Origin of the sequence: Methylocystis sp. L43 (assembly GCF_015709525.1) — a bacterium.
GTDB lineage: Bacteria > Pseudomonadota > Alphaproteobacteria > Rhizobiales > Beijerinckiaceae > Methylocystis.
Map to the genome: position 1 here is coordinate 32,133 of NZ_JADNRA010000023.1, position 26,480 is coordinate 58,612.

A 26,480-nucleotide genomic window follows, 5' to 3' on the forward strand; every position below is an offset into this window, starting at 1 on the left:
TGCGCAAGGTCGATCGTCGTTGCTCGCGCGGTTACCTAAGGAACACGGTCCGACAGCAAATCGATAGTCGGACCGTTCCATTATTGTCGACGACAATTACCGTACGTCAGCTTCGCATTGAATATGCGTTCAATTACGAAGCTCTCTCCGTCAGCGACAGACCCACACCCATCTTCCATGATGGAGGTGCCAGCACACATTATGTCTGTGTTGACCGGGGGTGCTCCAATCACGATGCATGTGCCGGCCATGGCCGCCGGGGACCATTCCGTGAATCTGCGGGTCGTGCTCGTCCATGCCTTGCGCCATCGCGGGAACGGATAAGGACAGCATCGCCGCTAAGGCGATGGGGAGTCTAAGCATTGGTGTTCCTCCTCTGAAGATTGTTGTCATTACATTATGGAGCTGCGTGGATAGTTCCTTCCAACTCCTGTTTGACCTCTCCTATTTGAGACAGGCCAAACCCCTTGATCAGCGCATAGATCGCCGGAATGACAATGAGCGTCAGAGCCGTCGAAGACACCATGCCGCCAATCATCGGAACGGCGATACGCTGCATAACTTCTGATCCTGCGCCCGTGCTCCAGAGGATCGGCACAAGCCCCGCCATGATCGCGACAACCGTCATCATCTTCGGCCGCACGCGTTCGACAGCGCCGAGCATGATCGCCTCATGCAAATCAGCTCTCGTGAAAGCAGCGCGCGAGACGTTACGTGCAGTCCTGATTTCGCGCATCGCTTGATCGAGATAAATCAACATGACGACGCCGGTTTCGGCGGCCACGCCGGCGAGCGCGATGAATCCCACCGCCACCGCGACGGACATGTTGAAGTTCAACCACCACATCAGCCACACGCCGCCGACCAGCGCGAAGGGCAGCGACAGCATGACAATCAATGTCTCGGTCAAGCGGCGGAAGTTCAGATAGAGCAGCAGGAAAATGACGAGCAGCGTCAGGGGCACGACGATCCGCATGCGCGCGTCGGCCCGCTCCAGATATTCGAATTGGCCGCTCCAGGTGACATAAGAGCCGGGTGGGAACTCGATCGCTTCTGTGACTGATTTGCGCGCTTCCGTGACATAGCCGCCAAGATCGCGGTCCCGAATATCGACGAAAATATAGACCGCAAGCTGACCGTTTTCGGTGCGGATCGAAGTTGGACCACGAACGAGTTCGACCCTCGCCACCTCGCCGAGCGGAACCGTCCCACCGCCCGGCATGGCGATGAGCACTTCGCTGGCGATCGCCCTCGGATCAGAACGAAAGTCGCGCGGATAGCGCATAGTGACGCCATAGCGTTCACGCCCCTCGACGGTCGTGGTTATGGTCTCGCCGCCAAGAGCCGTCGCGATAACCTCTTGCAAGTCGCCGATCATGAGTCCGTAGCGCGCGAGCATCGCGCGGTCGGGAACAATATCGAGATAATAGCCGCCGATGACGCGTTCGGCGTAGGCGCTCGAAGTTCCGGGCACGCGCTTCAGGACCGACTCGACTTGACGCGCCAGCCCCTCCATTTGCGATAGATCGCGGCCGAAAATCTTGACGCCGATCGGCGTTCTGATCCCCGTCGCCAGCATGTCGATCCTGTTTCGGATCGGCATGGTCCAGGCGTTCGACACGCCGGGGAATTGCAGCGCCGCATCCATTTCCGCAATGAGCTTGTCGATGGTTATTCCAGAACGCCACTGATCCTTAGACTTCAATTGGATGACGGTCTCGGACATTTCGAGCGGCGCCGGATCGGTCGCAGTTGAGGCGCGCCCGGCCTTGCCATAGGCCGATTCAACCTCGGGGAAGGCTTTGATGATACGGTCCTGCCTTTGCAGGAGCTCGGCGGCCTTGGTGACCGAGAGCCCGGGCAGCGTCGTCGGCATATAAAGGAGCGCGCCCTCATTGAGAGTGGGCATGAATTCGGCTCCGAGCTGCCGCGCCGGAATGATGGTCAGCGCCAGCGCGCCGAGCGCCAGCAGAATCGTGGCGACCTTCGCTTTGAGCACCAAACGTATGATGGGCCGATAGAGCCAAATGAGCGCGCGATTAATGGGGTTCCTCGCCTCGGGAACGATTTTTCCGCGCACGAAGACGACCATCAGCGCCGGCACGAGCGTCACGGAAAGGAGCGCCGACGCCGCCATGGCGAACGTCTTAGTGAAGGCGAGCGGACTGAATAAACGTCCCTCTTGCGCTTCGAGCGTGAAGATCGGCAGGAACGAAACCGTAATGATCAACAGGCTGAAGAACAGTGCGGGGCCAACCTCGGTCGCAGCGTCGATTATAATCTCGACGCGCCGCTTATTGGGCGGTGCGCGCTCTAGATGCTTATGCGCGTTCTCAATCATAACGATGGCGGCGTCCACCATCGCGCCGATGGCGATGGCGATGCCGCCCAAACTCATAATGTTGGAGCCAATTCCCAGCGCCTTCATCGCGGCGAAAGCCATTAATACGCCAACGGGAAGCATGATGATGGCGACAAGTGCGCTGCGCACATGCATTAGAAAGACGACGCAGACGAGCGCGACAATGACGCCTTCTTCGACAAGTGTGCTCCTGAGCGTCTCGACGGCTGCATGAATGAGCTGAGAGCGGTCGTAAACCGAGACGATCTCAACGCCCTTGGGCAAACTTATCGCCATCTGCGCAAGGGCCGATTTGACATTGTCGATCACTGTGAGCGCATTGGCGCCATAACGCTGTAGCGCGATGCCGCTCGCAACCTCGCCCTCGCCATTGAGTTCGGTGACGCCACGCCGCTCGTCGGGGCCGAGTTCGACGCGCGCGACATCCTTCAGGAGAAGCGGCGTGCCGTTTTCGACGCGCAGGACAATACTTTCCAGGTCGCTCACGCTGCGCAGATAGCCTCGTCCACGCACAATGAATTCAAATTCGGAAAGCTCGACCGTGCGACCGCCTACATCGGCATTGCTGGCGCGGATGGCGCCGCGCACTTTCGACAGCGGAATGCCGAGCGCGCGCAGTCGGTTAGGATCGACAACGACATTATACTGCTTGACGAAGCCGCCGACGCTCGCGATCTCGGCGACGCCTTCGGCCTTGGCGAGGCCGTAGCGGATCGTCCAATCCTGGATCGAGCGCAATTCGGCGAGCGTCATATCCTTGGCGATGAGCGCATATTGATAGACCCAGCCGACGCCCGTCGCGTCGGGACCGAGAACTGGCGTCACGCCCGCCGGCAATCTCTTACTCGCCGCGCTCAAATATTCGAGGACGCGCGAGCGCGCCCAATAAATGTCGACGCCATCCTCGAAGATGACGTAGACGAAGGATACGCCGAAGAATGAAAATCCGCGCACCACTTTGGAGCGCGGAACGGTCAACATCGAACTGGTGAGCGGATAAGTGACTTGATCCTCGACGACTTGCGGCGCCTGACCGGGATATTCGGTGTAGACGATCGCTTGCACGTCGGAGAGATCGGGAATGGCGTCGAGCGGCAGTGTGCGCAAGGCATAGACGCCGCCTGCGACCGCGAAGGCAGCGCCCACGAATATGAGCAAAAGGTTGCGCGCCGACCAGGCGATGAGACGCGCAATCACTTGCCCGCCTCCCCTTGGTCGAGAGCTCGTAACGCCGCCTTCAAATTGCTTTCGGCGTCGATGAGGAAGTTCGCGGCCGTGACGACGCGTTCGTTTTCGTTCACACCGCTCTTGATTTCGACGAAGCCTTCGCCACGCCGACCGATCTTGACTTCGCGTGGCTCGAAGCGCCCTTCGCCCTTGTCGACAATCGCCACTTGCCGCTTCCCGGTGTCGATGACCGCGCTTTCTGGCGCCGTTAGCACTTTTTCGTTGCCGCCGGCTGCGATCTCGACCTCGGCGTACATGTCTCCCCGCAGCAACCCATCGAGGTTCGGCAGTTCGATCCTGACGCGCGCCGTGCGCGTCTCCATGTTGAGATGGGGATAAATTAGCGCGACTTGTCCCTTAAAGGATCGATCGGAATACGCCCTTGGCCGCACGTCGACCTTTTGTCCGGGCGCAATCAAGGCGATGTCCCGCTCGGCGATGTCAGCCAAGACCCAGACCACGGAATGATCGACGATGCGAAACAGAATGTCCCCAGGCGCGGCGCGCATGCCGTTAATCGCCGCCCGCTCCAGGACATGACCGTCTTGCGGCGCCGGCCATGCAATCACACGTGGAACGCTGCGGGCGCGCCCGATCACGGCGATGGCGCTTTCGTCGAGGCCGAGATTGACGAGCCGCCGCTTGGCTCCCTCCAGACGCTGGGCGTCGATCCCGCCGCCACGCCGCATGTTGAGGACGGCGACATATTCGGCGGCTGCGCTCGAAAGATTCGGCCCATACACGCGCATCAGCGTCTGGCCCTTGCGAACGTAATCGCCCTCCGCAAACCTCCCGACCGATTCGATGAAGCCTTCGAAGCGCAGGGAGACGATCGAGATACGGCGCGGGTCGAACTCGATCCTGCCCGTCGCTCGAACTGGGACGTTCAGCGTCCGACGCTCGACGGGTTCGGAGCGAACGCCGGTCTTTTGCAGCTTTCCGGGACTGATCGTGATGGTCGCGCCGTTCTCCGCCTCGTCCTCGTAGACCAGTATGTAATCCATTCCCATCGCGTCCTTCTTGGGAACGGGGGAAGTGTCGGGCAGGCCCATTGGATGGCGATAGAAGCGCACGCGCCGCTCGCCGCTCGCGACGGTCGCGGGAGGCGGCTTGTCTTCGAAGCTGATGTCCTCACCCGCACGCACCGGCAGATAATCTTTCCCTGCCGATGTCTTCTTGGGCGTCGAGGAATAGGCCGGGCGACCGTCGGGATCTCGGTAGTAAATGATAGGGCCAGTCGTTGCAGGCGCCTTGCCCGAGATGTTAGGCCCGGCGTCGCTAGGCGTTCCTGTAGGTGTGACCCATTTGAAGCGGCCCTCAAGCAGCCAAGCAAGGCTGGCCGCGACGACGACAAAGCCCAAAAGAATAACGATGTGACGGCGAGTCATAGAGAGCCTCCCGCCAGACGTTCAAGCTCGGCGTATCGGGCTTGCTCTTCGACTTTGAGCTTAAGGATTTCGAGTTCGATCGCTCGCAGGCGTCGTTCGGCTTCCAGAGACGTCGCCAAGTCCGCGGCTCCGGCCGCAAAGCCACTTCGCGCCGTCTCTACCGACAGGCGCGCCGGAATGAGCTGGCGTTGTTCGACAATCCGGATCGCCTTGCGCACCGCCTCCAGCCCGAACCACGCTTCGGCGACATCGCCGTCGAGCCGGATTCGGATGGCGTCGTAGCGCATCTGCGCAGCGCCGAGCCGCGAACTGGCGGCGCGCTGTTCGGCGTCTTTCGCTTCATACTGCAGCGGCACCTTGAATCCGAGCATGAACATGCCGCTATTGTCGCCGGTGGGACGCTGCACGAAATTCGCGCCAACGGTGACGTTTGGGTAGTAATTCAGGTCCGTGAGTTCTTTAGTTCCGGTCGCCGCGCGAACCTGCGCGCTCGTCGCGGCGAGCGCTGGATTGGCGACTCTCGCGAGCTCCTGAACGCCGGCGAGCGTCAGCTTTGTTTTCAGCGGCCGAAAGCCTCTGGGCATAGCGAGCAGCTCTTGGGAGCCGCGACCGATCAGGGCGTTTAAGCGAGCGGAGGCGGACTTTGCCTCGCCTTGACGGCGCGCGACTTCTGCTTCAGCCGTCGCCGCCTCGATCTCGGCCTTGATCACTTCCTGCTGGTCGACCGAGCTCGCGCCATAACGCAAGCGCAGGAGCGCAAGAATTTCGTCGAGCCGGCGCTTTAATCCAAGCGAAAGGTCGATCGCCCGATGCGCGGCGCCGTATTGCGCATAGGCGGTTTTAACGCGGGCGATCAAATCCGTGTCTGCCGCGCGGCTCTGATGCCTCGCGGCATCGGCGTCGGCCTCTGCGACGCCGCGCTCCAGATCGAGTTTGCCCCAAAGTTTGAATTCCTGTTCGGCGCCGATCCAACGTTGGCCGACGCCGCGTCCATTCACGTCCCACGCTTGGAGCGTGACTGTCGGATCGGCGAGGACGCCAGCCGCGCCCACTTTATGCGCTGCCGCATCGGCATCCAGCACGGCCGCCGCCAGTTCGGGGCTTAGCTGCTTTGCAAGGGCGACAACGCTTTCGACGGAGGCGCCAGGCAGCTGACGCCGCTCGACTTGACGATCTTGCGCTTCGACCTGAAACAACCATGACGCCGTGACTGCGCCGATCATAGCGAGTCGACACATTTGGCTCGCCGGCCTCATGGCAAAGCCTTCAGCATCAGCTTGCTTTGGAGGGTGCCGTTTTCGCCTTGCAGCTTGGCTGCCAACGATAGCCGCCATCTGCCAGCCATGGTTAGCGCCGTCTTAAATCGGTAAACGCCACGCTCCACACTCGCCAGACGCTCGATGTCAGTCGTCATCATCTCCATGCCGTCAGGCGCCATGTCGAGCCGAGTCGCGAATATTACCGCATCAGGAACAAGCTTGCCGTCGGGTTTGTGAATAAGGCGCACCGAAACGATTGCGTCACCCTTCTTGATTTCCTGTTCAACAAGAGTGAATTCGTAATCGTCGATGTTGGCGCGGGCCACCGGCGCCACTCCCAACGCGGCGAGCACGAGCAGCGCGAATAAGCGCGCATTGCCCAAAGTCGCGAGAATCATCAGACTCTCTCCATGTCCCTCTAGTTCGTCTGATCGGCGTGCGAATCGCAGCGGCGATCGGTTCCGATTGAAAGCGTCGTCTGCCTCAGCCGATGCTGGGTTTCGCGGGAATTGATCGCGGATATCGAACTCCCGTCGAGTCAGTCGGCGGTCATTTGAACCGCGACTAACGGCGCATCTGCGAGCGACTGGACTTTCGACGTTAGGCGATAGGAGGTCGGAGGGCTGGCGGGCTTCGTAATCTGCCGCGCTCAATGTCGTCGGAGGGGATTAGCGAAGGCGCAAACGCCCAAAGAGCGGCATCAACGAACGGTTGAAACTGCGGAAGCGTTGCCTGACTCGGCCCGCACAGGACATCACTGCACACGGGGAGTGCTGCGCCATCATCGCCGTGGTCGGCGGGACAATCGACCATGCCCATTTCAATGCAGGCGTGGTTCATCTTCGCGGCAAAAGCTCCGCCAACTCCAGCCAAAGCTGTAGCGAGAACAAGCGCAGAGATAATAAGGCGAAAGCAGCGGCGCATTGTTTCTACCGTCATGGCAGCAGCTTACCACGACGGACGTCATGCCCCAATCCGTTTTTTGATTGCCGGCCCAGGGACGGGAACCGCAATGTTCGACTTAAGTGAGCCAAAATCAGCCCCCAAAAGTCTAGTCAGATTTTGTCCCCGCGGGCGGCGGGGGATCTAATCTATTTCGTGCCCTGCTTTGCGGGCGCTGAGGTGGGTTGGGTCGGCGCTGATGGAGGCGCGCATGCTACTACCTTCCTCATCCGATACCAACCGCATCACTCGCCCGTGGAACAAAGGGTGCCTGCTGGGCCAAAAGCGCCCGCTGCGGCCAAAGGATGTCTGGACCATTCGGGTCCGTTTACAGATTGAAAGCCGCAAGCGCGATCTCGCAATGTTCAATCTCGCTATCGACAGCAAGCTGAGAGGATGCGATCTCGTGCGCTTGCAAGTGAATGACGTTTGCGCGGGCGGCAGAGTTCGCGATCGTGCGGTCGTGATTCAGAAGAAAACTGGCCGTTCTGTGCAATTCGAGCTGACCGAGCAAACGCGATTATCAGTCCAGGAATGGCTGGATCGGCGTTGAGTAGCCAACAGCGGATATGTTTTCCCTAGCCGATCTGCGAAACATCCTCATATTTCGACTCGGCAATATGCTCGCATTGTGAAGAAGTGGGTGGCGAGCGCAGGGCTCGATAGCTCGGCCTACGGAACGCACTCCATGCGCAGGACGAAGGCTGCTCAAATTTACAAAAAGACGGGAAATTTGCGTGCCGTCCAACTCCTGTTGGGTCACACTAAACTGGAGAGCACGGTCCGCTATCTCGGAATCGAGGTCGACGATGCTCTTAGCATTTCAGAGCAAGTAGAACTCTGAGGCAACAGGCGACTCGGACTAGCCAATTGCCATGGCCGCGTCGCACCATAAGCGGACGTTCGGTCTTATGTGACCGGCGCAGGGTGTGATGGCAGTGCCGGTTCATTGAGGCGACGAAATGAGGCTGTCAGCTCCTGGCGGCCACATGGACTGTATCGAGAGCTGCGCGCAATCCACGCGCCAGTTTCACAGCGTCGTCATTCGCCCAGAAGTGCACGAAAAAGAGCCGCGGCTCGTCATCGAGCATGTGGTTGTGGAGCGCCGTGACCTCGATCCCGTACGCCTCAAGGGTCTTCAGCAGCGGCTCCACCTCTTTCGCCGTCGCAACAAAATCCCCGCTGATGGCGGCTTTGCCGTCGCCAGTAGGTTCGAAATTGATGGCGATGGCGGTTCCCATGGCGGGAGCGACCGTCATTCCCCCCGCTCGAATTTGCTCAGCCTTGGGGATGCTGAACTGAAGCACGCCGCCGTTGTTTCTCCCCGGAAACCCGAGGACATTATCAACCTCCGCCGCATCAAAGCCAAGCTTGGGGGGCTCGCCAGCCGGAGCCGCGGGCGGCTCAAAAGGCGTTTTTGTTTCCGCGAGCGCCTCCCGAACCACCGCAGCGAGTTTCGCCGGGTCGCCGTGCGCGCCGACGTGCATATAGAAAGTTGCGGGGCTGGCACGCAGGAGGTGGTTATGGACGGCCGTCACCTGGACGCCGTTGGCGAGTAGCGACCGCAAAACGGGATTCACCTCGGTTTCAGTCACCACCAGGTCGCCCATCATCATGGCCGTATGTCCGGTTGGCTCGAAGGCAATCCAACCGCCGAGGGCGAGACCGGGCTTGATGCTGACGCCGTCGAGGGTGACGTGAAGATCGCTGCGCGGGAGAGCGTATTTGTGCACGCTTCCAGAGACAGCGGCCTTCTTGCCGATCGCGGCGTCAACCTGCGACCAGTCGGTTTCAGCTACAGCAACAGACGCGGGCAAGAGCAGACATATTGTGCAGAGAGTGGCTTGCGGCCTCTGTTTCATGGCGTTCTCCCTTTCCGCCGAAAGTCTAAATCGCTCCTACGAGAAACAGCCCTATTCCCGCCAGGCAGGAACCCGCCAAGGTCTGGAGCACGCCGACACGAAGCCGGAAGATCGCCATCGCCGCAGCGACCGAGAGGGCGAGACTCCAGAAATCCACGCTTGCGAGCACGGGCGCGTCAAAAGACAGCCCATAGCCGGCCACGGCGACCGTCTTGCGAAAGATGGCGTGGATCGCAAACCAGATAGCGAGGTTCAGGATGACGCCGACGACGGCGGCGGTGATCGCCGCCAATGCGCCGGAGAGCGCCTTGTTGGAGCGGATTTTTTCGATGTATGGCGCGCCGAGAAATATCCAGAGAAAGCAGGGCGCGAAGGTGACCCAGCTTGCGAGCAACCCGCCGAGCATTCCTGCCAGAAGCGGCGGCAAGTCGCCTGGCGAGCGAAACGCCGCCATAAAGCCCACGAACTGCAAGACCATGACCAGCGGGCCAGGCGTCGTTTCCGCCATGCCGAGTCCATTGAGCATCTCCGCAGGCGTCAGCCAGTGATAGGTCTCGACCGCCCGTTGCGCGACATAGGCGAGGACCGCGTAGGCTCCGCCAAAGCTCACGACAGCCATTTTGCTGAAGAACACCGCGATCTGGGAGAAGACGTTCCCCTGACCGGCGACAAACAGGATCGCAACAACCGGGATGAGCCAGACCGCCAACCAGATCAGCCCGATTTGCAGCGCCCGCTTACCCGAAGGGTGGGCGTGAACGGGCGTGCCATCGCCTAGAACACTTTCGCCGTCCTCATGCGCCGCCCCATGTCCGACTGACACGAAGGCGGGATTCCCGCGCGCCGCGCTGACGTAACCGAGCAAGGCCGATGCAAGGATGAGCGCAGGGAACGGCAAGGCGAAGAAGAAAATGCCGACGAATGAGGCGGCGGCCAGAAGCTGCATCGCCGGAGATTTGAGCCCGCGCTTGCCGATCCGCGCGACAGCTTCGATGACAATGGCGAGAACGGCGGCCTTCAACCCGAAGAACAATCCGCCCACGATCCCGACATTCCCCCAGCGCGCGTAAATGATGCTGAGCGCCATGATCGAGATGACGCCGGGGAGAATGAACAGCCCGCCCGCAACGAGGCCGCCGACGGTGCGATGCATGAGCCAGCCGATATAGGTGGCGAGTTGCTGAGCCTCGGGGCCGGGCAACAGCATGCAGTAGTTGAGGGCGTGCAAGAAGCGGCTCTCGGGAACCCACTTCCTCTCATCGACAACAATTCTGTGCATCACCGCAATCTGTCCGGCAGGTCCGCCGAAGCTCAGCAAAGCAATGCGCGCCCAGACACGAGAGGCTTCAGCGAGGGATACGCCATGATCGTGGGCGGTAGTTTGAATATGGACGTTCACGACGCTTTTCCGGATTTGGTGGCAGGCCAATTATGGGCTTCATCAGTCGCATCACGACACCAGCGATAAAAGGCGTCGTAGAGCGCCATCCCGGCTTTGAGCTGTTCGAGATCATCCGCATACATGCGGGATTGACCGAGCGACGCCGCGAGCAGCCCCGCTGCTTCAGGGGCAAGATCGAGGCGCGCCGTATCCGCTCCACGCACGATGACCGCAAGCCTTTGTAGCGGCTCTATCGCTAGGCCCCATTCCTCGAGCATGGTGTCGAAGGTGCAACGTTCACCTCTGTGACTCCAAAAAGCGCCTTCTATATCGAATGGCGCACCGCCAAAGCGTTCCGTAACGGCGGACACCTCTGCTGGCGCGACGAAAAGAAAGATAGCCGCGGGATCGAGAAACCGGCGAATGAGCCATGGGCAGGCAATACGATCAACCTTCGGGCGTGAGCGTGTGACCCAGATCGTTCGCCCGAAGGCATCGCGCTGAGGCACTTTTGAAGACGGAATGAGCGGGCCGCCTGACTTTACCCAGGCCAAGTGCCCGCCAGCTAGCACGTCGGAGGAACTTGCGCCTGCATGACGAAGCCATGCGGCGACTCCTTCGCTGACCTGTTCGCCACACGGATCGATGACGATGGACGGGCGACCGACGAACTCCGAAGCCCAGTCCGAGACAGATTCGGGACGGCGGCGCGAAGCGCCGGGCGGAAAGCGCGGATCGGCATCATAGTCCCCATCAGTCCTCACATCGATGAGGGCTGGGCAATGCGGGACGCCGATGAGACGCGCAAGCTTGTCGGGAGAGATCGAGTTGATTGACGACATGGTGCGCCCTTGGTGGAAAACCCGGACGCGATTCTTGGGCATGTCGCCTCGTGGGGAGATCGCTTCCCCATGGGACGACAATCCGCCGCCTTGGCGTTAAAAGTCAAGGCCGGTTTCGACACTCCGCTTTTGTGCGAAAATCAAGACTTCGGATAATGCGGTTACGCTAAAGATTAGCGGATTGCGCGCCGCAAAGGATACGACTGAGGCGCAGTTTCTCTGGCGCTCGACTCGATCGTAAAGGTCCGCAATGGGTCAAGGTGAGCCCTCGAGGGAGAGCATCGGGAACGTCTGCTTTCTTCGAACTCCGTCATTGCAAGTGATTAACTAGCCGGCGCAGAAGATGCTCCCGTGTGACGCGCCGCAAATCATCGTTGAAATCCTTTTCTGTTGAAACAAACGTTTGCACTTTGACGCCGTCTGCTTTGGCCTCGTCAGCAAGCTTGTGCGCGGCGTTTTGTCCGGCGCGATCATTGTCTGCGGCGACGATCAGGCGACGCATCCCGGCCGGAATTTTCCACGCCGCGAGATGCCCCGCCGAAAGCGCCGCGACCATTGGGAGATGTGGCATTGCGCTCTTGAGCGAAAGCACGGTTTCGATTCCTTCGCCGATGATCGCGAATTCTTCGACAACTCCAAAGCGCACGCCATTGCCGAGAATGGCGCCGAGCGCGCGGCGCGGCGACGCGACCTTTGCTTTTGCGTTCCGCACGGGGTCGAGGAACGTCCGATGAATGCCTGTGATCGCGCCGCTGTTGTCGGTGACGGCGGCGACGAGGGCCGGCAATTTGCGCGACGGCGAATTGCGGCTCTCGCGATAAATCAGCGCCGGGTGATAGCGCAGTGGCGCGTTGCTCAAATCAGCGGTGATTTTTCGCGCGCGCAGATAGGCCTCGGCTTTTGTGCCGATGATCGGCTGCGACGCCGCCCAAATTTTGCGGGCGAACGCGATCGTGTCGCATGCCTCTGAATTCCGACCGCGACTCTCGGTCGTCGTCTCGCGCGGCGCGACCAAGAAGCGCCGCGCCTCGTCGAGCGTGTCGCGGAAGGACGTAAGCCCTTCTCGTTCCCGGATGAGATCGAGAAGGTCGCCATGTTGGTCCGTCGCGCCATCCGTCCACTTTCCACGCGCGCCCTTGCCGGAGAGCGGCCCTTTGAGCCGCACATAAAGACTGCGGCCCGCATTGTTGTTGACGTCGCCAACGATCCAGTAATTGCCGCATCGACGACCGTTCGACAGATAATGTTTGCAAACGGCCTCGACATGTTCGGCGAGGCTGCTGGACAGAGTCCGGGCCGGGCTTTCCATCATCGCTTCCCGCATTACGAATTGACGCGGGTCGCGGGCGCGACGCGGAGCAGCGGATAGAGGGCAAGAAGTCTCTCGACGATTTTTGAAACCTCATCGCCCAGCGGAGCGAAGAGCCGTAGCTTCCAGGCGATGATCTCGGAGACGAGACCCTGCGCTTTCAGGCGCTCGACCATCGTGTCGGAGAAGCCTGTGAGTTCGAGCCGATGCCGGTTCATCACGAGCGCACGCTTGAGCACCAGCCCGTCAGTCAGGACGAGGCTCGCGCCATCTTGCATGACCGCCGCAATGGCGGCGGGTGGCGCGAGGGCAGGCGCGCCGGCGCCCGTCGCCTCAAGGAGCATAGCGGCGCTTGCCGGCGAGACGAGCCGGCCAATGACCCGTTCGCGCTGATCGGTCTGCAGGCGATAGACCCGCGCGGCCTCGTCGGGGAACCTATTCCAGACCGGCAGCAGGAGGCCGGTCACGATATGGAACGTGCTCTCGGTCAGTTCGGGAAGGGAGGCGGCCTCGCTCTCCCATGCCCGCTGAAATTCTTCTGAAGATGCATCGCGCCAATGCGAGCGCTCCAGCGCCTCAACCGTGATCACATCGGCATGGGCAGGCCGCAGCAGCCGAACGCGTGGTACGACCGAGCCGTCATCCTGCATCAACGCGGACGCCGGCAGCTTCACCGCCGCGCGGCCCGACTGGTCGTTGATCATCAGTCGCAACTTTTGCGCAGCCGTCGCATAGCCGAGCGCCGCGTCGAGCGTCGTGATCCGCGTCTTATCCTTGCGCAGGATGGTCAAGAGCTGCGTTTCCGCGCCGCTCCCGCCATGGACGGCGATGGTCTGGCGATTATTGACGACGAGGCTTTCCGCCATCAGCGTTTCTACGCCGACATCGAAGACGCCGGCCTCGATCGCCGCCTCGATTTGCGCCGCCATCAGCCCCTCGAACACGTCGAAGAGAAGATTCTGCAACGCGATCGGCAGTGCGAGGATGCGGTTGAGGAAAGTCGAAATCGGCGGCAGCTCCTCCTTGAGGCTGCCGTCCTGATCGGTGAGATCGAGGCCGGTCGCTTCCGTAAAGCCCGTCAGCGAGCAGCCTTCGACCTTGCCGGCGAAGACGAGCTGATACAGCCGGCGCAACGCCGCGCGACCGTAAGGGGATTCGAGATTGTCCTCCGGCCGGAACAGGCCCTGACCTCCTGTCTGGCGCTGGCCGCGCGTGATGGCGCCGAGCGTGTCGAGCCGACGGGCGATCGTCGAGAGAAAGCGCTTTTCTCCTTTCACGTTGGTCGCGACCGGCCGGAACAATGGCGGCTGCGCTTGATTGGTGCGGTTGGTGCGCCCTAAGCCCTGAATGGCGTTATCCGCCTTCCAGCCGGGTTCGAGCAGATAGTGGACGCGCAGGCGCTGGTTCCTGGCGCTCCGCTCGGCGTGATAGGAGCGGCCCGTGCCGCCGGCATCGGAAAAAACGAGGATGCGCTTCTCGTCATCCATGAAGGCCTGCGTTTCACCAAGATTGGCGGAGGCCGGCCGGTTCTCGACGCAAAGCCGGTCGGAGCCATCGGCGTTGGTCTTGCGCACGATCCGCCTTGAGCGGCCGGTGACCTCGGCCACTATATCCGTCCCGAAACGCTGAACAATCTGGTCGAGCGCGCCCTGCACGGCGGGCAGCGCCGCGAGATGCTCGATCAGACGATCCCGTCGTTCCATCGCCTCGCGCGACTGGACCGGATTGCCGTGCTCGTCGATTACCGGGCGCGAGTGAAGATCGCCATTCTCGTCGGAATAGACTTCAAAAAGCTGTGTCGGGAAAGAATGGGCGAGGTAGTCGAGGACATATTCGCGCGGGGTGATATCGCAGGAAAGATCGCCCCATTCCGAGGACGGGATTTCCGCAAGGCGGCGCTCCATCAAGGCTTCGCTGGTCGAGACGATCTGGATGACGGCGCTATGGCCGGCTTCCAAATCGCGCTCGATCGACGCGATGAGGCTTGGGACCTTCATCGCCGTGATCAGATGATTGAAGAAGCGCTGCTTGTTGGATTCGAAAGCCGAACGCGCCGCGGCCTTGGCGTTACGATTATAGGCCCTGCCGCCTTCACCGGTGATGTTCGCCGCCTCCAGCGCCGCGGTCAGATTATTGTGAATGATCTCGAATGCGCCGGCATAGGCGTCATAGATACGGATTTGCTCCACTGAGAGCGGATGCTCCAGCATCTCGACCTCGACCCCCGCATAAGAGAGGGCGCGCGACGCATAGAGACCGAGGCTTTTCAGATCGCGCGCCAGCACCTCCATGGCGGCGATGCCGCCCGCCTCCATCGCCACGACGAAATCGGCGCGCGTCGCGAAGGGCATGTCGGTCGAGTCCCAGAGGCCGAGACGCGTCGCATAAGCGAGATTGGCGACCGTCGTCGCCCCGGTCGCCGAGACATAGAGGACACGCGCGCCGGGCAGGGCGTTCTGTAATCTCAATCCGGCGCGGCCCTGCTGCGAGGCGGTCTTCTCGCCGCGCTCGCCCTTGTCGCCCGCCGCATTGGCGAGCGCATGCGCCTCGTCGAAGACGATGACGCCGTCGAAATCGGCGCCTAACCAGTCGATGATCTGTGACAGACGCGACGCCTTAACCGCGCCATCGCGGCCTTGCCGTTCATCCGAGCGCAGGGTTGCATAGGTCGTAAAGAGAATGCCCTCAGAGAGCTTGATCGGCGCGCCCTGCTTGAAGCGGGACTGCGGAACGATCTGCAGCTTCTCCTGGCCAAGCGCGGACCAATCGCGCTGCGCGTCCTCACACAGCTTGTCTGATTTCGAGATCCAGAGCGCCTGGCGACGGCCCTTCAGCCAATTGTCGAGGACGACGCCCGCGACCTGACGTCCTTTACCGGCGCCGGTGCCGTCGCCAAGATAATAGCCGCGGCGAAAGCGGACCGCCTTCTCGGCGTCATCCGGCGCGACGGAGACCGTGTCAAAACTTTCAGTGACGAGGAAGGCGCCGGCGAGAAGGTCGCTATGGGCTTCGCCGGCATAGATGACGCTCTCAAGCTGCGCGTCCGAAAGGCGCCCAGACTCGATCACGCTCTTTGGCAGATGCGGTCGATAGCTGGGCTTTGGCGGCGCGACCGACGCCATGGCGGCGGATTGAACGAGCGTCGTCGGATGCGGCTTCGCGCCGTCAATTGAGATCGACTGCACCGCATAGGGCTCATAGAGCCCGGCGCTGAGCGCGCCGCCCTCGGGCGCTTTCCAGTCGCGACACTCATAGGCGAGTTCGACGATCTCCGCGCGCGGGCTAGGGGAGGGAAGAGCGACGGCGTTGCGATGCGCTGACTCCGCAAAGGCGAGACGCGGCGCGGCGCGGCGCGGTTCAATGATCGGCGTGAAACGCTTCGCGGTCGAACGGACGCCTACCTGGATAGGCTTATCGCTATAGCCAACCGCGGCAGCAAGAGACGCGCAGGGCGGAATTTCGCGCTGCACCTGCGCGAGCAATTCCGAGAGATCGGCGACCGGACCGAGGCCCGCGACTAATTCTTTCGGGTTCTCCGAGGGCGTTTTGTCGAAGACCGAAAGCCGGCTTTCGACGCTCGTCCCATGCCGCGCGAAAAATCCGCGCGCGAGCGAGGCCGTGAACACCAGCCGGCCCTGTTCCTGCAAGCGTTCGAAGCTTCGACGCCAGCTGTTCGCGGTCGGGGAGAAATTCTCACCCGTGATGGCGACGAGGCGTCCGCCATTTTGAAGGCGCGCGAGAGAAGCGCGGATATGCTCGAAAGTCGCCGCGGCGTGCCGTCCCTCGATCAAGGGCGACGCGGAGAAGGGCGGGTTCATCAAGACGACGCTGGGAACCAGATCGGCGTCGAGACGATCGTGGAGCTGCGCGCCGTCGATGCGGCTGAGCGGCGCTTCAGGAAATAGACGTTTCAGGAGATCGGCGCGCGTCTCTCCCCATTCATTGAGGATGAGTTTCGCGCCGGCGCGTTCGGCCTGGATGGCCAACATCCCCGTGCCGGCGGAAGGCTCAAGCACGACATCGCCCGGAACGATCCCCGCCGCGATGCTCGCGACATAGGCGAATTCCAGCGGCGTCGAGAATTGCTGCAGCGCTTGGGCTTCCTCCGAGCGGCGCGTTTCGCTCGGCAGCAGCGCGGCGATTTTCTTGAGCATCGCGAGAATGCGCGCCGGATCATTGGCAGTCCGCACAGCCATTGCTGGCCCATAGCGACGCAGGAACGAAACCTGCGCCGCCTCAACCGCCTCGTAGGCGCCCTTCCAGCTCCAGGCGCCTTGCGCATCGCTCGCGCCGAACGCGCCTTCCATTGCCGCGCGCAGGGCAGGGGCGTCGATGACGCGTCCCTTTGCAAGGTGCGTGACGAGCGTCTGCGCCGCCATCATCAGCGCATGCGGCTTGTCTGTCGAAATGAAGGAAAGTTCGGCTTGTTGGCGGGGCGTAGCGGCGAGGATCGGGCTCATCGAGTGTCTCCGGGATTGTGACCAGCCCGGGACGCTCTCTCTTTGCGCCTCCCGGGCTCGCCCTCCCGGCCAAGCCCTCTTGCTCTTTTCTCCCCCGCCGCCGCGCCGACGATCAGCGCCATGACGCCGCCGCCAATCCGTCAGGACGACCACGCGGATTTTTGTGTTGCTTGACTGCGCCGCGCGGCGGCGTTCGCGCGACAGCGCGCGCGCCAGGCTATGGCGTAAGGCCGATCCGTCGGCGTCAGCAGATCCAGAATGTCCTCGGGGCAGTCGCTCTCGCAGGGCCCCATGTGCTCGGTCATATCTTTGTATCCGAACACGAAGCCTTCGGCGTCGCGCGGGTTGTAGTCGGTGAGGCAGACGAACGCGAAGACGGCGCTCTCGCCGCCGTTGCGGCGCTGTTGCTCGACGGCGGCGTAATAGGTGTCGCCAAGGAGCGTTGAGCGCAGGATCTTTGATCGGCCTTCCGCATTCTCGAAGGTGAATTGCGCGTCGAGATACTCACGCGGTCCTGCGTGACCGCCAAGCGATTGCATATAGAGCCAGCCCATGGCGGCGCCTTTCAAAAATGGAAGGAGGACGCGCGCGCCAGTGCGCGCGCGACGGTGTCGGAAGACAGAAATTCAGGGCGCGACGAATGCGCGTCTCGAGCGGACGCGCCGAACGTCAGCATCGACGCGGCAGCCGCGGAGGAGGGCGGGACAGCCCGCGCCATCCCGCGTCCAGCATCATTCCGCGGCCGTGGCGTGCGGTTCCTCTTCCTCAGCGTCGGGCAGAGCCGCGTCGTCATCATCGCCGAGAAAATCCGGCAAGGCGTCGCTTTCCTCCGTTTGGACGATTTGCGCGTCGGCCGCCTGCGTTGACGCGCCGCGCAGGGGCTCGGGCAGCCAGCCGGTTCCCTGAAGCAGGCGCTCCGCTTCGACAGCCATGTCGGATTTTTTCAGATGATCGATCATCTGCGCCGTCGCTTCGCCCTTCGCTTCGCGCACCGCCGCCAGGATCCGCGCCTTGGTGACCTTGCCGAAATAGCTCTCAACCGTCGGCGTCCAATGCGCGCTCATATCGAGTCCGACATGTTCGGCCAGTCGATCGGCGTGATCCAGTGGCTTTGAGCGACGTTCGTGTGGAAGCTGCAGCGCGTTGACGCTCTGGCCGACACAAAAGGCGAAAAGCCCGGCCGTCGACTCGCGATCCGCTTTGACCAGCCAGTCCCAGAGATCGTCCGATTTCTTGGGCAATCGCAATTGCCAATGGCCCTGCGCCTCATCATGTGCCCGCGCCGTAACGCTATCGGCGAGGCCGGAAGTATAGCCGCCGAGTAGCGCGGATTTGGCGTCGATCTCCACGCAGCCGTCGAAGCGACCGGAAGAGTAAAAGCTCTTCAGCGCCAGCGCATGGGTCGCCGCGAGAAACGCCGCCTCCGGATCATTGGCGAGGGCGACGCGCAGAGCCAGCGTGCGGTGCGCGGTGAGGTCGCTCATCAATCGGTCGGAGAGTTTTGACGAGACTTCCGTCTCGTCCCGGTCGGCCGCGGTTTCATAAGGGTTGCGGACTGCGCCGTCGCCCGCAGGCTTTGGGGCGACCACAGATCCCCTGGGTTCGCCAGCGGCCGGCGCGCCGGCGGGCTCCTCATCTTCGGGACGGACAAAGCCGCGCTCGACCTTCAGGGTGCCGTCATAGTCGATGCTGACAAAAATCCCGGCGCGCGGGAGTTCGGTCGGATCGTAGATGGCCGGTCGCTCGTCAACCGCCGCGATTTCCTTTTCGAGTTCCGCGAGCCTGCGGTCGACCTCTTCGGGAAGATCTTCCGCGCCCTCGTGCTCATCCGACAGCGCGTCATATTCGGCGAGCGCGGCGTCGTAACGCGCCTTCTGCTCCTCCGAGATCTGCGCAAATGTCGCCGGCAGCCGCCGCAGCCCATTCGTGTGACCATAGGGGAAATCGATCGCGATCTGCGACCATTTCCAGCCTTCGGCGCGCAGCGCGTCGGCAGCTTCCGCGAGCTTCTCCCGTGCGAGACGGTCGAGCAGCGCCACATCCTGCAGCCAGCCGCCGTGATCCTGCTGGAAGAGATCGCGAAGGACGACGCCGCCCGCCGCCTCATAGGCTTCAACGCCGACGAAGACCGCGCGCTTGTCACCGGCCTTCACCGCGCCTTCGGTCAGCAGGCGCCGGATCGTGTAGGGCTCCTTATTGTAGGACCGGCTGAGAGTCTCCCAAACTTCCTCCTGCCGCGCACGGTCGTCGGTGACGCAAAAGGCCATGAGCTGCTCGAGGCTCAATTCCTCGGCGACGTAAAGGTCGAGCAGTTTCTGGCTCGCCGCCGCGAGTTTCAGTCTCTGTCGCACCACCGGCGCGCCGACGAAAAACCGCGCGGCGATCTCGTCAATCGTGACGCCCTGATCCTGCAGATTCTTGAACGCCCGAAACTGATCGAGCGGATGCAGCGCCTGGCGCATCGTATTCTCTGCGAGGGAATCCTCTTCCTCGATCCCGTCGGTTTTCACGATGCAGGGGACGGGCGCGTTCTTCGCGAGGCGCTTCTGCTTGACGAGCGATTTAAGCGCCGCGAGACGTCGCCCGCCCGCGCTGACCGCGAATTGCCCTGTTTCGGCGCCCCCGTCGTCCAACACGGGCCGCACGCTCAACGACTGCAGCAGTCCACGCCTTACGATATCCTCGGCCAGATCCTCGACACTCACCCCCGCCTTGATCCGCCGCACATTCGCATCCGACGCCACAAGCTTGTCGAGCGCGATATCCCGCGCCGCCGTCAGAACAATCTTCGCCATGTCCCTGAACTCCGCGACGGATGGGCGAGAGCCTCTCTCACCCTGTTCTCCGTCGAAAAGCCCAAAGGGCTCTCTCGCTCTCAGGCCGCCGCCTCCCCGCCGCCGCAGCCGGGCACGTTCCGCACCTCGGCGCCCGCGCGCGCGTAAGCCTCGGCGACCGCGGCGAGCGGCGCATAGGAGAGCGCGCGCCAGGGCGGCAGATCGGCTGGCTTGCCGACCGCGATCATCGGACCAGGAACCGCGAGGTCCGCGACCTTTCCCAAATCGACCATGCGGCTATCGATCACGGGCAAGCCCGCCGCGATCGCCGCGGCTTTGACTGTCTCGCAGTCATAGCCGCTCAGCCAGCCGGCCTCGTAATGCAATGAAAACCCGCCTCTTCCGATACTGAGATGCCCACCTTCAGTGGCGAGGGCCTTGGCGATCGTCTCGGCGTAACTGTCGGTCATGAGCGCAACCTCCGCGACGGGCGCGCGGGAGCCTCTCTCTCGCTTTCCATCCCGTCGTGAAGCGCGCTCCCCGCTCTCGCTCTTTGGAAAAGCTTCGGCGAATGGCCCGGCGCGCGGCTGCGGGCGGCAGACTGTCCCGCGAGCGTGGCTTGACCGACGATGGTCCCGTTTTGGGTGCGCTGCGGCGCGACGCGCAAGCCGGCCAAGTCTAATAAACTGGCAAAAATTCCCGAATTGCCCTTGGCAGCCGCACGGGAATCTATGACAGTGCGCGGGCGGTTTCGTGAGTTTTTCGGGGCAAGATGGTCGGCAGCGGGCCAAAGCGGTCGCGTAAGGCTAATAAAGCGGGGGGTAAGGCTGAGGCGGATCGACGACGCCGGCTCATGGTCGTCACGATCGCTGATCGGCTCGATTCGCCTTATCTTGCAAACCTTGCGAACCGACTGATCGCCGAACACGCGGCAAGCGGCTTGTCGAAGCCGGAATTCGCCGAATTCGTCGGCATGTCAGGGTCGCAATTTCGCTATGTGCGTCGCCGGCTCGGGAACCCGTCCATCACGATGTTGGCGGAAATTTCGAAAAAGCTTCGCGTCCCGCTCTACGAGTTGCTCGAAGCCAAGCCGGTTCGCGATCGTAAGAATCCCTCCGGGGCGAAAATGGTCGAGACGATCGGCGCCGTCGTAAACGAGCGCTTCCGCAATAGCGGCCTGACCAAACAGGAATTTGCAAAATTTCTGAACGTTTCCCTACCGCAGCTCTACCTCATCACCGATGGCGTATCGAACCCGTCGCTGCTCGTGCTCGTCGAACTCGCGGAACGATTGGACATCAGCTTGTGGGAATTGCTCGGCGTCGAATCAGCACGCAAACCGGCGAGCGGCGCCAACCGCGCGGCGAAACCAAAAACTTCGCGAGTTGCGCGGCTTCCTGCTCAACGAGGAGCATAAGGAGCGAGCGCACAGGGTCCATTCCTTGGTTTGCGCCCCCAGCGCCCGCCTCGACGCCTTGTTGGGTCAGCGATTAGGTCTCCCGCGCGAGGCCGCGCATTCTGATGAGATATTCACCGCCGCCGCGCTCGCCCAAGGCCGGCCTCAGCCGCGCGGAGTCCTGTTCCCGAACCAACCCAAGACCGCCGCGATCAAGGCGCGGAGGCCCGTCGCATGGGGCGGTGCCTCCTGGGCTGGGGGCACATCCAGGCGATCCAGATACCGCCGAACGTCGAACATCGGGTCGCCGACAGCCCTCGCCGGATAGTGCGGGCAAGCCTTGCCGTGCCGCCGCGTCAGGCGGTCGGACGGGACGACCGTCCCCAGGTTGGCGTCGTAGGCAAAGTACGCGCTACGGGGCGGGTCTCCCATCCAGGGGCTCACCAGTTGCACGACCAGGCCCACGGCCGTCGACGCCAGCACGCCGTTCGGCCAGACGACCTGCGGCCTGCTGCCGGCGACGCCGTACCGCTGGGCCTCAGCCTTCAGTCGTTCATCGGTGACCAGCTGCAGGCATCGCAAGCAGGGCTCGCCGGGCATCGACAACACGACCTGGCCGCTAACCAGGCTTTGCCCCGAGCTCGGCAACGGTGTTACGTCCATGCCCATATCGATGTAGGGGATCATGAAGCGGCGGCAGAAGGCCTCGAGTTCGTCCTTCGAGCCGATATGATCGAGGCCGCCGACAATGATGTCGCAGCCCTTCAGAAGGTCACCAACATCCTGCCACTTGGCGCGGCGCATGACGATCCGCGCGTCCGGGTTCACCGCGCGGATCACCTGTGCGGCGATCTCCACCTTCGGGCGCTCAGCCTTCACGTCCTCCAGGGTGCCGCCGACCAGCCTGTTGAGATTGGTCAGGGTGATGATGTCGTCGTCGAGGAGGACGAAGCCGCCGATCCCAAGGTGGGCCAGCTGCTGGGCCACATGCGAGTTGCCGCCGCCCAGTCCGACCAGGCCGACGGTCGCCGCCGCCAGCCGCGCGTCACTGTTCGCGCCGAGGAAGCTTTGTCGATCAAGCCAGGTCATGGGCCCCCCATTCGCGCTGCATCGGCGCGTCGATACGCTGGAACTGGTCGATGGTCACCGGCGGCCGGTGGTTGGCCAGCCACAGGAGGCCGTGGGCGGCGTCGTTGCTTAGGACAAGCAGGCCGTGCGGCATACGCGGCGTGGTTTCGAAGAAACCGGGGACGAAGTCCTTGGCGCTGTTCAAGTCCACGCCGCTGAACCCTGGCTTGCCGTGGCCGCCGTGCGTGTGGACGTGCAACAGCGCCGCCGCAGGCCGGTAGGCCGACTGCACGGCCTTGCGCATGGCTGCCGAGCCGATCTTGGCTCCGACCTTGCGGTTGACCTCGTAGTCCTCATCCGCGACCGGCATGTAGTCGCGGACCGTTAGAAGCAGGCGGTCGCCGAGGTCGGCGGCGCCGGCCGTGAAGAAGCCCACGCGTTCGTAGGCGAAGGCGTGCGGCCGATGGAGGTCCTGGCGGACGGCGTCCAGCAGCCGGCCGTCGATCTTCAGATGTACCGTCATTGCAGCGGCCTCAAATGCGCGCCCAGGATCTCGTCCCAGCCGAGGCCGGGATCGACGCCGTTCCACGACATGGCGTGCCATGGCGCGCCGAGGATGTTGTGCGTGGTCCAGTTCTGGCCGCGGTTGGGGAAGGGCTTCGACAGGAAAAGGCGGGAGACGTAGCCGCTGTGCTGGCGGGGGCAGAGCAGGCCGTCGACCGTCTCCACCGCGCCCGCGTGCTGGACCCGCAACTCCGGAAGATGGACGAGCGGTTGCCCGCCATCTTCGTGGAGTTCGGCCCGACGGCAGATCCGGCGAAGCTTGCGCAGTTCTGACGCCGGGTCCCTCACGACGAGTGCCCCGCCGGCGGGTGCGAGGAGAACTCCATGCCCTCGCGGATCTTGATGTGCTCGCCCGGCTTCAGCTCGCGGAACTCGCCGTCCCGCTCAATCAGGTCGAGCAGGTAGCCAGCCGGGGCGGAGAACACCGCGATCAGCTGTTCGGTTGTGTAAACACCCCGTTCCAGCTCGAACGGCGCCTCCTTGTAGTAGACCGTCACCGTCTTGGGCGGGTTGCGCAGCATCAGCCGCTCCACACCCTTGCCGGCCAGGTCCACCTGGTCGTCGTCGTCGAGGACGACGTCGCCGTCCTCGTTGTCGAGCACGAGCACCCGCCCATCCTCAACCTTGGCCAGGAACTTGATGTGCTTGGCCGCCAGCTTCGCCTTCGGCCACTTCATCGAGAGCCCCTCCACGGTGAAGCGGTGGAGGTCATCGCCGCGTGTGACGAAGAAGCGCTCGACGCCTTCCTCGCCCAGGTCGACGGGTTCGGTGGGGCGGATCGACTCCAGCTCGCCAGAACGCAGGTGGCGCAGGATGACGAACGCCTCGATCGGATGGGCGCCGGCGGCTTCAGCGATCTGCGCGCCGACCACCGTGCGGTCGTCGAAACGCACGCGGCGGAACTGGAAGGTTTCGTCACCAAGCTCGACCGAGAAAACGCCGGCGGCGTCTCGGTCGATGGCGCTCTCCTCCTGGGGAATGAGCTGGGTCATGGGGTGGTTCACCTCGGTCTTGGGTTCAGGGCCAACGCCGGCCCGCGACAATGGTGATGACAGCAATTCCTCACGGAGTCAATATAACGCACTATCGCTGGCGTTTATGTTTGTGTAAAGCACATTAGATGTCAGCTCCATTGACACAGCTTCGCAAAGCTGTCATTATGTTTGCATGGACGACATGGAAATCTACCGGCAGCTTGGCAAAAACGTCGCACGCCTACGGAACGAGAGGGGCAGCACTCAGGCCGAGATCGCCGCGCAGATCGGGCTGACCCGCGCGTCGCTCGCCAATATCGAAACCGGTCGCCAGAAGGTCCTGATGCACCACGTCTTCCGCCTGGCCAACGCGCTCGACTGCGCCTCCATCATCGAACTCGTGCCCGCGAGCTTTGATTTCTCCGACGACGTCCAGCCGATCACCACCCACGGCAGTCCACTCAGCCAGCAGCAGCATGCGCTGGTGCAGCGGTTCGTTCAGTCAGCCGGAAAGCGCTGACCATGGCGGACAAGGCCAAGGCCCGCGCGGCGGCGCTCCGACTCATCGAAGAACACGGTGTGCGCGCCGCGCCTGTACCGCTTGATCGCATCATACGGGCGGCCGGCGTGGTCGTGCAGTATGGGCCTTTCGATGGAGAACTTTCGGGGATGGCCTTCATCAAGGACGGCCAGCCGATGATCGGCGTGAACTCTCTTCACGCCTCGACCCGCCAGAGGTTCACCCTGGCGCACGAGCTTGGACACATCCTCCTCCACCGACCTGTGCTCGAGGCCAGCGGCGTGCATGTCGACAAGGGGAGCCTGCGGCGCGACAGCTTGGCCTCTGAGGGCGTCGATGATCAGGAGATTGAGGCTAATAACTTCGCGGCCGAACTCCTGATGCCCGAGCCGCTACTCGCCGCCGCCCTCGATGGCCACAACCTCGACTTCGAAGACGAGGAGGCGGTCCAGGCCCTGGCTAAGAAGTTCAAGGTCAGCACCATGGCGCTGCAATTCCGAGTTCAGCGGATCTAAAGGGTGGACCAATGGGCTTCGTGATCTATGACCTTGAGACCACAGGCCTCAAAAAGCGCTTCGACCAAATCATACAGTTCGCCGCGGTCCGGACGGACGAGAGCCTTGCCGTGGTCGAGCGGGTCGAGTTCGAGGGCCGCCTTCGGCCGCACATTCTTCCCTCGCCCGGCGCCCTTCACATTACCGGGGCCCGCTACGGTGATCTGATCGACCCGCTGCGTCCGTCATATGACGCCATGATGGGCAGCATCCACGAGACCCTGATACGTTGGACACCTTCGATGTTCATCGGCTTTAACTCGGTCGGTTACGACGACGAGGTGTTGCGCCAGGCGCTTTATGAGGCCCTACGACCGCCGATCTTCATCACCAACATGAAGGGCAACTCGCGCGGCGATCTGCTCAAGCTCGCCCGCGTGGTCGGGACGCTCCGACCCGATGTCTTGAAGTGCGCTCGTGACGCGGATGGCCGCCGGGTCTTCCGGCTGGCCGAGCTTGCTCGGGCGAATGGGATCGATCCCGGCCGATCCCATACCGCCGACGCCGACGTGGCGACGACCCTGGCGCTCTGCCAGCTGATCGCCGCCAAGGCGCCGGTTCTCTGGTCGAGCTTCATGCGTTTCTCTAACAAGGCGGCCGTCATTGAGTTCATCGCCGAACACGACGCCTTCGCGGCGTTCGAGTTCACCGGCGGGCGGCAGGACGTTCATCCTGTGACGGCCATCGGCTTTAAGCCGGCCGACAAGAACGTGCGCTACTGCCTGGATCTGACGGCCGACCACAACACCTTGCGGCGAATGACGGCGGACGAGTTGCTGGCCGAAGTGTCGAAGCGCGAAGGGCCGATCCGCCGCCTGAAGGCGAACGCTTCACCGATCGTCACCGAGCTTTGGGAATTGGACGCCGAGTTGCTCGGGGATTTCACCGAGGCGGACCTCGAGGCGACCGCCGCCGCCGTTCGCGGCGACGAGAACTTCGTTCGTAGACTTGTTGCCGCCGCCATTGCTTCGGAACCCACCTGGTCGAAGTCGAGCTACGTCGAGCTTCAAATCTACGACGACTTCATCGAGGACCACGACGAAGGCGTCTGCCGACGCTTCCACGCCGCGCCGTGGCCCGACCGCCTCGCCATCATCGACCGCTTCCAAGACCCTCGGCTGAAAAAGCTTGCGCGTCGGCTCATCTACTTCGAACGTCCCGATCTGCTGGACGCCGACATGCGTGGGCGGATGGACTTGGCCGTCTGGGGCCGCCTCAGGGGCCAGGAGCCGAACGCCCCAGGTCGCACCTTCGCCGCGACACTTCACGAGCTCGACGCGCTGCAGGCCGAGGTCGTGACGATTGATCCCTCGCTGCGGAGCTACCGGGCCTATCTGCAGGCGCAGCTGGTCGCCGCCGCGTGAGGCCACTGGCCACTCGGCCTAGCATCCCGTCTGGACCGGCGGGGGCCCATCGCGGGGGCGGCAGCCGAGCGACCGCCATCACCAGGTTTTCCGGAGGCAGACTGCGGGCGCATCGCCGAGGACGGTTGTAGATGGCGCGCATCGTCAATGCGCGCGAACGCGCGCGCTCTGGCGGGACGTCCGCTTCGGCAGGTTCGCCACCGAATAGCTGCCGGGCGGCAAGTGGCCCATTTG

At 62.7% G+C, this 26,480-nt stretch carries 20 protein-coding genes and 1 pseudogene; 5 read left to right on the forward strand and 16 right to left on the reverse strand.

All coding sequences use genetic code 11. From position 1 onward, the window contains the following. Nucleotides 1–397 precede the first annotated feature (397 nt). From IYX23_RS05975 to IYX23_RS05990, 4 genes are read right to left on the reverse strand one after another with little or no spacing between them, the layout of a single operon-like run. Entirely contained in the window at nt 398–3,559 is a 3,162-nt protein-coding gene (locus IYX23_RS05975; protein WP_196398831.1) for a CusA/CzcA family heavy metal efflux RND transporter, read from the reverse strand. Further along, complete coding sequence (locus tag IYX23_RS05980) at nt 3,556–4,977, reverse strand: efflux RND transporter periplasmic adaptor subunit (protein WP_196398832.1); 1,422 nt, start codon at nt 4,975–4,977, stop codon at nt 3,556–3,558. Before IYX23_RS05980 ends, IYX23_RS05975 begins: the two co-directional genes overlap by 4 nt. Continuing rightward, nucleotides 4,974–6,215, reverse strand: coding sequence for a TolC family protein (locus IYX23_RS05985; protein ID WP_246716520.1), 1,242 nt, complete (start codon nt 6,213–6,215; stop codon nt 4,974–4,976). Before IYX23_RS05985 ends, IYX23_RS05980 begins: the two co-directional genes overlap by 4 nt. 14 nt (nt 6,216–6,229) lie before the next feature. After that, nucleotides 6,230–6,634 (reverse strand): FixH family protein, encoded by a 405-nt coding sequence (locus tag IYX23_RS05990; RefSeq protein ID WP_109025217.1) that lies wholly within the window; start codon nt 6,632–6,634, stop codon nt 6,230–6,232. Nucleotides 6,635–7,389: 755 nt separating this feature from the next. Here IYX23_RS05990 and IYX23_RS05995 point away from each other — a divergent pair. Beyond that, nucleotides 7,390–8,022, forward strand: a pseudogene (locus IYX23_RS05995) (tyrosine-type recombinase/integrase). A gap of 127 nt (nt 8,023–8,149) precedes the next feature. Here IYX23_RS05995 and IYX23_RS06000 read toward each other — a convergent pair. The 8 genes from IYX23_RS06000 to IYX23_RS06035 all read right to left on the reverse strand — a co-directional run bounded on the left by IYX23_RS06000 (nt 8,150) and on the right by IYX23_RS06035 (nt 20,276). Continuing rightward, nucleotides 8,150–9,040: a DUF1259 domain-containing protein gene (locus IYX23_RS06000; RefSeq protein ID WP_154454063.1), complete on the reverse strand. Its 891-nt coding sequence runs from the start codon at nt 9,038–9,040 to the stop codon at nt 8,150–8,152. Between the two features lie 25 nt (nt 9,041–9,065). Further along, nucleotides 9,066–10,439: a chromate efflux transporter gene (chrA, locus tag IYX23_RS06005; protein WP_195838310.1), complete on the reverse strand. Its 1,374-nt coding sequence runs from the start codon at nt 10,437–10,439 to the stop codon at nt 9,066–9,068. Then, nucleotides 10,436–11,263 (reverse strand): sulfurtransferase/chromate resistance protein, encoded by an 828-nt coding sequence (locus tag IYX23_RS06010; RefSeq protein WP_154454087.1) that lies wholly within the window; start codon nt 11,261–11,263, stop codon nt 10,436–10,438. Before IYX23_RS06010 ends, chrA begins: the two co-directional genes overlap by 4 nt. Nucleotides 11,264–11,573: 310 nt before the next feature. Then, nucleotides 11,574–12,575, reverse strand: a complete 1,002-nt coding sequence (locus tag IYX23_RS06015; RefSeq protein WP_246695847.1) for a toprim domain-containing protein — start codon at nt 12,573–12,575, stop codon at nt 11,574–11,576. Between the two features lie 11 nt (nt 12,576–12,586). Continuing rightward, the gene (locus IYX23_RS06020; protein ID WP_196392046.1) at nt 12,587–17,032 is read right to left on the reverse strand and encodes a strawberry notch-like NTP hydrolase domain-containing protein; all 4,446 of its coding nucleotides are present in this window, start codon (nt 17,030–17,032) and stop codon (nt 12,587–12,589) included. Between the two features lie 140 nt (nt 17,033–17,172). Then, on the reverse strand, nt 17,173–17,586 hold the full coding sequence (locus IYX23_RS06025; protein WP_154454061.1) for a hypothetical protein: 414 nt from the start codon (nt 17,584–17,586) through the stop codon (nt 17,173–17,175). Nucleotides 17,587–17,763: 177 nt separating this feature from the next. Continuing rightward, complete coding sequence (locus IYX23_RS06030) at nt 17,764–19,827, reverse strand: ParB/RepB/Spo0J family partition protein (protein ID WP_154454060.1); 2,064 nt, start codon at nt 19,825–19,827, stop codon at nt 17,764–17,766. A gap of 80 nt (nt 19,828–19,907) precedes the next feature. Next, on the reverse strand, nt 19,908–20,276 hold the full coding sequence (locus tag IYX23_RS06035) for a hypothetical protein (RefSeq protein ID WP_154454059.1): 369 nt from the start codon (nt 20,274–20,276) through the stop codon (nt 19,908–19,910). Between the two features lie 383 nt (nt 20,277–20,659). Here IYX23_RS06035 and IYX23_RS06040 point away from each other — a divergent pair, with 383 nt between their 5' ends. Further along, nucleotides 20,660–21,223 carry a transcriptional regulator gene (locus IYX23_RS06040; protein ID WP_195838309.1) on the forward strand — a complete coding sequence of 188 codons (564 nt, stop codon included), beginning with the start codon at nt 20,660–20,662 and terminating at the stop codon, nt 21,221–21,223. Between the two features lie 144 nt (nt 21,224–21,367). On the opposite strand, the gene IYX23_RS06045 is transcribed toward IYX23_RS06040, so the two are convergent. From IYX23_RS06045 to IYX23_RS06060, 4 genes are read right to left on the reverse strand one after another with little or no spacing between them, the layout of a single operon-like run. Continuing rightward, nucleotides 21,368–22,291, reverse strand: a complete 924-nt coding sequence (locus IYX23_RS06045; RefSeq protein WP_154454057.1) for a ThiF family adenylyltransferase — start codon at nt 22,289–22,291, stop codon at nt 21,368–21,370. Then, nucleotides 22,278–22,793 carry a hypothetical protein gene (locus IYX23_RS06050; RefSeq protein ID WP_154454056.1) on the reverse strand — a complete coding sequence of 172 codons (516 nt, stop codon included), beginning with the start codon at nt 22,791–22,793 and terminating at the stop codon, nt 22,278–22,280. The genes IYX23_RS06045 and IYX23_RS06050 overlap by 14 nt, the downstream gene beginning before the upstream one ends. After that, the gene (locus tag IYX23_RS06055) at nt 22,790–23,122 is read right to left on the reverse strand and encodes a hypothetical protein (RefSeq protein ID WP_154454055.1); all 333 of its coding nucleotides are present in this window, start codon (nt 23,120–23,122) and stop codon (nt 22,790–22,792) included. The genes IYX23_RS06050 and IYX23_RS06055 overlap by 4 nt, the downstream gene beginning before the upstream one ends. Further along, nucleotides 23,119–23,826: a multiubiquitin domain-containing protein gene (locus IYX23_RS06060; RefSeq protein ID WP_154454054.1), complete on the reverse strand. Its 708-nt coding sequence runs from the start codon at nt 23,824–23,826 to the stop codon at nt 23,119–23,121. Before IYX23_RS06060 ends, IYX23_RS06055 begins: the two co-directional genes overlap by 4 nt. Nucleotides 23,827–24,001: 175 nt before the next feature. Between IYX23_RS06060 and IYX23_RS06065 the strand changes: the two genes are divergently transcribed. Genes IYX23_RS06065 through IYX23_RS06075 form a run of 3 tightly spaced genes read left to right on the forward strand, consistent with a single transcriptional unit; the run spans nt 24,002 to nt 26,246 of the window. Then, on the forward strand, nt 24,002–24,328 hold the full coding sequence (locus IYX23_RS06065) for a helix-turn-helix transcriptional regulator (protein ID WP_154454053.1): 327 nt from the start codon (nt 24,002–24,004) through the stop codon (nt 24,326–24,328). Nucleotides 24,329–24,330: 2 nt separating this feature from the next. Continuing rightward, nucleotides 24,331–24,843: an ImmA/IrrE family metallo-endopeptidase gene (locus IYX23_RS06070; protein WP_154454052.1), complete on the forward strand. Its 513-nt coding sequence runs from the start codon at nt 24,331–24,333 to the stop codon at nt 24,841–24,843. Nucleotides 24,844–24,854: 11 nt separating this feature from the next. After that, complete coding sequence (locus tag IYX23_RS06075) at nt 24,855–26,246, forward strand: exonuclease domain-containing protein (protein WP_154454051.1); 1,392 nt, start codon at nt 24,855–24,857, stop codon at nt 26,244–26,246. Nucleotides 26,247–26,480 lie beyond the last annotated feature (234 nt).

Bases quoted from the DNA above. Each gene is read 5' to 3' on its own strand.
- IYX23_RS06030 (WP_154454060.1), bottom strand. From the start codon at position 19,827: ATGGCGAAGATTGTTCTGACGGCGGCGCGGGATATCGCGCTCGACAAG.
- IYX23_RS06045 (WP_154454057.1), bottom strand. From the start codon at position 22,291: ATGACCTGGCTTGATCGACAAAGCTTCCTCGGCGCGAACAGTGACGCG.
- IYX23_RS05980 (WP_196398832.1), bottom strand. From the start codon at position 4,977: ATGACTCGCCGTCACATCGTTATTCTTTTGGGCTTTGTCGTCGTCGCG.
- IYX23_RS06020 (WP_196392046.1), bottom strand. From the start codon at position 17,032: ATGAGCCCGATCCTCGCCGCTACGCCCCGCCAACAAGCCGAACTTTCC.
- IYX23_RS05990 (WP_109025217.1), bottom strand. From the start codon at position 6,634: ATGATTCTCGCGACTTTGGGCAATGCGCGCTTATTCGCGCTGCTCGTG.
- IYX23_RS06000 (WP_154454063.1), bottom strand. From the start codon at position 9,040: ATGAAACAGAGGCCGCAAGCCACTCTCTGCACAATATGTCTGCTCTTG.
- IYX23_RS06015 (WP_246695847.1), bottom strand. From the start codon at position 12,575: ATGATGGAAAGCCCGGCCCGGACTCTGTCCAGCAGCCTCGCCGAACAT.
- IYX23_RS06035 (WP_154454059.1), bottom strand. From the start codon at position 20,276: ATGACCGACAGTTACGCCGAGACGATCGCCAAGGCCCTCGCCACTGAA.
- IYX23_RS06025 (WP_154454061.1), bottom strand. From the start codon at position 17,586: ATGGGCTGGCTCTATATGCAATCGCTTGGCGGTCACGCAGGACCGCGT.
- IYX23_RS06040 (WP_195838309.1), top strand. From the start codon at position 20,660: ATGGTCGTCACGATCGCTGATCGGCTCGATTCGCCTTATCTTGCAAAC.
- IYX23_RS06065 (WP_154454053.1), top strand. From the start codon at position 24,002: ATGGACGACATGGAAATCTACCGGCAGCTTGGCAAAAACGTCGCACGC.
- IYX23_RS06070 (WP_154454052.1), top strand. From the start codon at position 24,331: ATGGCGGACAAGGCCAAGGCCCGCGCGGCGGCGCTCCGACTCATCGAA.
- IYX23_RS06060 (WP_154454054.1), bottom strand. From the start codon at position 23,826: ATGACCCAGCTCATTCCCCAGGAGGAGAGCGCCATCGACCGAGACGCC.
- IYX23_RS06075 (WP_154454051.1), top strand. From the start codon at position 24,855: ATGGGCTTCGTGATCTATGACCTTGAGACCACAGGCCTCAAAAAGCGC.
- IYX23_RS06050 (WP_154454056.1), bottom strand. From the start codon at position 22,793: ATGACGGTACATCTGAAGATCGACGGCCGGCTGCTGGACGCCGTCCGC.
- IYX23_RS06010 (WP_154454087.1), bottom strand. From the start codon at position 11,263: ATGTCGTCAATCAACTCGATCTCTCCCGACAAGCTTGCGCGTCTCATC.
- IYX23_RS05985 (WP_246716520.1), bottom strand. From the start codon at position 6,215: ATGTGTCGACTCGCTATGATCGGCGCAGTCACGGCGTCATGGTTGTTT.